At 39.9% G+C, this 5,787-nt stretch carries 3 protein-coding genes; 1 reads left to right on the forward strand and 2 read right to left on the reverse strand.

Annotated features, from left to right (window positions below; translation table 11 throughout):
* Positions 1–798 precede the first annotated feature (798 nt).
* Positions 799–1,875, forward strand: a complete 1,077-nt coding sequence (acsF, locus tag GNE10_RS31340; RefSeq protein WP_185569795.1) for a magnesium-protoporphyrin IX monomethyl ester (oxidative) cyclase — start codon at positions 799–801, stop codon at positions 1,873–1,875.
* Positions 1,876–2,064: 189 nt separating this feature from the next.
* On the opposite strand, the gene GNE10_RS31345 is transcribed toward acsF, so the two are convergent.
* Positions 2,065–3,273 carry a type I restriction endonuclease gene (locus tag GNE10_RS31345; protein ID WP_185569797.1) on the reverse strand — a complete coding sequence of 403 codons (1,209 nt, stop codon included), beginning with the start codon at positions 3,271–3,273 and terminating at the stop codon, positions 2,065–2,067.
* 538 nt (positions 3,274–3,811) lie between these two features.
* Positions 3,812–5,536 carry an ATP-binding protein gene (locus tag GNE10_RS31350; RefSeq protein ID WP_185569799.1) on the reverse strand — a complete coding sequence of 575 codons (1,725 nt, stop codon included), beginning with the start codon at positions 5,534–5,536 and terminating at the stop codon, positions 3,812–3,814.
* Positions 5,537–5,787: the final 251 nt, after the last annotated feature.

Here is a 5,787-nt window from a genome sequence, read left to right on the forward strand (position 1 = left end):
GGGTATCTGTCGCAAACATTTTTTGAATCGGTATAAGTTCATATCTTGCGCCAGTTATTTGATGAGAATTTTTTTAATTTGGCACTGCTGAGTATCCCGCTTAACCCTGATTTTTTTGTTATGTAAAGTGCCTTGTCTACATTTGTTAATAACGGTGCAAGCTCTGGAGTAAAGTAATTAGAAGTAGTTACTGATAGTGCCAGTCATAGATTATTAATTTAAAGATAAGCAACTTATTGATAAGGCCGCTTTATTTATTGTAGTCAGAACCACAGAAAATGACTGTAAAAGTGGGGACTGATGACTGATGACTGGGGACTGGTGAGTTATTATTATCGCCTGCCCCTTGCCCCCTGCTACTGTCCCTCATCTCCCGGTTGGTGAGCGTACTTCGACTCTGCTCAGTACAAGTTCGCGTAGCGTCTCGTAGAGAAGTCGAACTGCATCCCCCTCATCTTCCCGCCTCCCCACTTTCTTTTTGTTGCAACTCTTAACGTTTTGCTTACTTATTTCTCACCCGCGCCTTGGTAGACTGAACTTTATACAAATGAATTATTTGTCGGCTGTTGAGCTTTACCAGAACAGATAAAAAGGTGTTAGTAAAACCTATTTCCTTTGGGGATGGGATAAAAGACACCCCGACACCGTTAATTTTTGACTGATGAGAGCCAGCTGCTTTTACTCTAAAAACCAGAGCAACGCACTAGCTACTGTCAACAGTCAACAATCAACAGTCAACTGTTAACGTTGCCTTTCTGGTGTACTCAAGATAATAAAGACACTCATTGCAATCAAGACATGGTAGATTCCCTCAAAAAACCAGGCTTTGAAGAAATACGGCCAGGAATTAAAGTCCCCGCGAAAGAAACTCTGTTAACACCTCGGTTTTATACTACCGATTTTGATGAAATGTCGCGGATGGATATTTCCGTCAATGAAGACGAGTTAAGAGCCATTCTCGAAGAATTTCGCGCTGACTACAATCGCCATCACTTTGTTCGGGATGCCGAGTTTGAACAATCCTGGGATCATATTGATGGAGACACTCGTCGGTTGTTTGTTGAATTTCTAGAACGTTCCTGTACAGCAGAGTTTTCTGGGTTTTTGCTGTATAAAGAACTCGGCCGTCGCTTGAAAGACAAAAGCCCCGTCTTGGCAGAGTGCTTTAACCTGATGTCACGGGATGAAGCACGTCACGCTGGCTTTTTGAATAAAGCCATGTCGGACTTTAATCTGTCCCTAGATTTAGGGTTTTTGACTAAGAGCCGTAATTATACCTTCTTTAAGCCAAAATTTATCTTCTACGCTACTTATCTTTCTGAGAAGATTGGTTACTGGCGCTATATCACCATTTACCGTCATTTAGAAGCACATCCAGAAGACCGGATTTATCCGATTTTCCGGTTCTTTGAAAACTGGTGTCAAGATGAAAACCGTCACGGTGATTTCTTTGATGCAATCATGAAATCTCAACCGCAAATGCTGAATGACTGGAAGGCAAGGCTGTGGAGTCGGTTCTTCTTGTTGTCGGTGTTTGCAACAATGTATCTCAATGACATCCAACGCAAGGACTTTTATGCCACCCTGGGACTGGATGCGCGAGAATACGATATCCATGTAATTCAGAAAACCAACGAAACCGCAGGTAGAGTATTCCCGTTAATGCTGGATGTCGAAAATCCAGAGTTTTATGAACGGTTGGACATTTGTGTAAACAATAACGAGAAGCTGAGTGCGATCGCTAACTCCAATACTCCCAAATTCCTGCAATTCTTCCAAAAACTGCCAATTCTCGTCTCCACTGGCTGGCAGTTATTACGGCTGTACTTGATGAAACCCATTGATGCTGCTTCTGCTCAAGGCGCAGTTCGTTAAGTCATCACAATTTTGCAAAAGCTCAGTGGTTCTGTTGATTGCAGAACCACTTTTTTGTCGTCACCTGTTTGCTGTTAATCATTCGCCTGAGTTTATTATTAAAACTTTACAGTTCAAGTTATTAGTGTTGCGATCGCTCATTTGCTATAAAACCAAAATCAAATATGATTTGGAAGTAAATATTTTAAGTTATGCTGATTTCTCCATCCTGATTACATTTGTTGTCAATGGTGAATGCTTAGCTGCTTCTGCTTCATAACATCTGAGAATCAGTGATGTCAGCTTATCAAAATCATTGACTGATGAAATGATGACTTTTGATGCAGCATCTCCAAGTGAGGCTGTTACTTCCTGCACTTCAAAATTTGAAACTAGAGATTTTACTTCATCTACACTAAGTCGAGTAATAAAACTTTTTTTCTGCGAAGATAAATAAAGCCGCAAAAACCACCAGGTAGTTTTGCCAAGATTAATGCCAAAATACGAAGCAGTATCCTTATACTTGAGTTCAAAACTGTAGCTTTTTGAAGTTTGCGTAATAGATTTAATTTTTTCAAATGCTTCAATTTCTTCAGCTGTTGTTACTATCTTTGATTCTGGAGCGTCTTGGGGTTCTTCTTCTTCAATTTCAGTTTCTACTTCAACTTCCGTAGGCTGAGCTATTTCTTGGCTCAAAGAACGTGTCATTAATTCTACTAAACTTTCCTGAATCGATTTTTTAACAATTGGTTTAAATTTATCAATTACTCTACCAGTAATTCGACCTTGAATTTCATAACTAGGAGCAACTGTACCTAATTCAGTCACTAAAAAACGGATAAACTCTTCAGAAGGAGAACGTAAAAGATTTCCTACAAGCTGAGTCATGCCTTTTACATAAACCATTTCTTCAGCATGGTTAGTAATAGCTGTGACCTCAAAATTATCACGGTGAAAAAATTTCAGGTTATCAATATCTTTAGAATTATATTCCAATATATTAAATGTAAAAAATGGATCTTTATCCATAACATTTTTATCACGCAGATCCGTGAAAAAACGATACTCAATTCCATTAGTAACGACAGCTACTTTTGTTGTTACAAGAGCATTAAAATATTTTCTTAATTGCCCGTCATGTGCTTCAGCTTTTTGACCACGTGCTTTTGCTTCTACAAGCATAACTATATTATTGTTGATAGCTAAGGCGTAATCTACCTTTTCAAACTGTCCTGCTCTTTTAGTAGCAAAATCAGCTACATATTCAGGGATTACTTCACTAGGATCGTAGACATCGTAGCCAATAGCACTTAAAAAAGGAACAATTAGCGCCATTTTAGTAGGTTCTTCACCAACAACTTGGTCAGCTCGCTTACGTACTTGTTCAGACACCTTAGCAATATCTTCGGTGAATCCCATCTTCTTGGCTCCTGGTAGATTAGTGAGTATTTATTCAGTTTTTTTGTAAAATGGTGGTGATTGTAAGGAAATGTATTGCATTGGAATTAAAAATGTTAGCGCGATCGCTTTCCTTACCACTGCCATATAAAAGTATTCCCAAATAAGTACTACGCTGTAACACTGATTACTTGTTTATAAGTCAATAAAGTTCAGATAAGCCTGTTTTTTCTTTCCCTATTCCGTTACCTCCACAGATGAACTTTCTTAACTGAACCTTATTGGTTCATAAGTGTAATAGCAACCATATTTGCCATTACAGCGTTATTTTACTTATTAACAAGCTTTTTACCTACCTCTGGTTCATTTTTCTATGTAAAGGCAGCGTTAGTAGCATAATACACTATTTTACAGCAATTTTCAGGTAAATAGACCACGTGTTACGGTCGCAAAGCCTTGCGCCCCTACGACAGATGTGTTTCAAATAGATGAAAACTGCTGTAAACGGTTATTCAGTTAAAAATGTAACCTGTATCCTAACTTGCTATTGCTACCCAGTTCATTCCTGCACAGTCATCGGTAGACGAATAGTAAAAGTAGAACCAATTCCCGGCTGACTGTTGACAATAATTTCACCGCCCATCATTTGGCAAAAGTGACGGCTAATTGCCAAACCCAGTCCTGTACCACCGTATCTTTTCGTAGTGGATGTATCTCCTTGTGTAAAAGGTTGAAATAACTGTTGCTGTTGACGGTGAGACATACCTATGCCTGTGTCGCTGACAGTAAAAGTAATGCTCCCTAAAGGAGCTTCTGGTGTAAAATCGTCTTTTTCTCTTCTGACTTTCAGAGTTACCTTGCCGTTTGTCGTGAATTTACCTGCATTACTCAGTAAATTTAATAACACTTGGCGCATCCTTGTTTGATCGGCGTACATAGTGCCAAGTTGGTCATCCAAATCGACTTCTAAGACATTAGCATTTTTTTCTATAGTTGGTTTGACTGTGAGGACGACGTTATGAATGAGGGTTCCAATCTCGAATGTCTCTGGGTAGAGAGTCATTTTCCCCGCTTCAATTTTTGACAAGTCGAGGATTTCGTTAATCAAGTGCAGTAGATGTTTACCGGCTGAGTTAATTGTTTCTAAGTCTGTGATAAAATCTGCTGATAAACCAAGATCGGTTGCGTCGTCTTCTAAAAGTTGGCTCAAGCCAATCACAGCATTTAATGGTGTGCGTAACTCGTGGCTGACATTTGCCAAAAATATGCTTTTTGCCTTGCTAGCAGCTTCAGCTAATTCTTTAGCTTGTTGTAATTCTCTAGTTCGCTCAGAAACTGCCTCAATCAAACGATTCAGAGATTTGGCGAGTAGACCAATTTCATCTTCAGTGGTGATGGGAGCTCGCAAATCAAAATTAGATTTTCTCGCTACTTGCTCAGCCACTTGGGTGACGGTGATGACTGGCTCAGCGATCGCTCTACTAGTCCGCCAAGCTACAATAGCTGCGATGGCCACGGAAACGAGCATACTCGCAATTATAATAAACCGCTCAACTATTTTTGCCTCCTCAACGGCTCTTTGCCTTTGTTGCTCTTGATCTTCGGCAGTTTGCAGGATATTGGACAAATTTTGCGAAAGTTGATCTAGCCGCACCCCTGTATCACTACGCATAATTTCTAATAACTGCGATCGCGCCAAAGATATTTCCTGTTGCTGTACTGGCTGGGAGTCAACTTTACTTAAAACCGCTTCTATTTGGTCAACATAAGCTTTTAAATTAGTATTATAATCCTGCAACAAAGTCTGTAAAGTAGAACTTGTTGCGGCTAGTCTGTGAGGTTTGCTGTCGATAAATCCGTTAATTTCTGATTCTAGTTGCTTAGCTTTTTCAAAACTTTTGAGAAAATCAGCTTTTTTACTTTGTAACCGTTGTGAATTTTCCAACAAAGCAACTAAATTAGAACTGTGCAATTGTGCCCCTACTACTGCATCCTTATAATTACTCAGTAGTTGTCCTTGTTCGTGGGCTTGATTGAATTGCCTGACTTCCCTTCCGCGGTAATAGTTGGCGATTACCAACCCAGTCAACGAACCAAAAAAGCCAATTCCAATAGCTACAAAATAGCCATAGCCAATTTTTTGATGAATGCGCCAAGAACTGGCTTTAAGTTTCCCTCGCGAGGGAAATTCTATTGTGGGGAGTTCGTCTGTTGATGGCTCTGACGCTGACACTTTTTTGTTTTCTGAACTGCTGTCAATAGGGGTTGGCTTTTGAGTCGGCATTTCTCAAACCTCCTTGCCTTCCCGCAAACATCACCAAATCAGTCTAGCTTGTACAAACACTTCAACTGGTGGTTAACATCTAGATTATCCTCTTTTATAGCAAGAGCAAATCATTCGTTACCAATTAATTAGGATAGGCTTATGTTTGGGCATTAGGAATTAGGAGTTAGGAGTTAGGAGTTAGGAGTTAGGAGTTAGGAATTCTCACCTCTGCTCCCTGCCTCATGCCCCATGCCCCATGCCCAATGCCC

This window comes from Nostoc sp. 2RC (genome assembly GCF_014222165.1).
In the GTDB taxonomy this organism is placed as follows: Bacteria; Cyanobacteriota; Cyanobacteriia; order Cyanobacteriales; family Nostocaceae; genus Nostoc; species Nostoc linckia.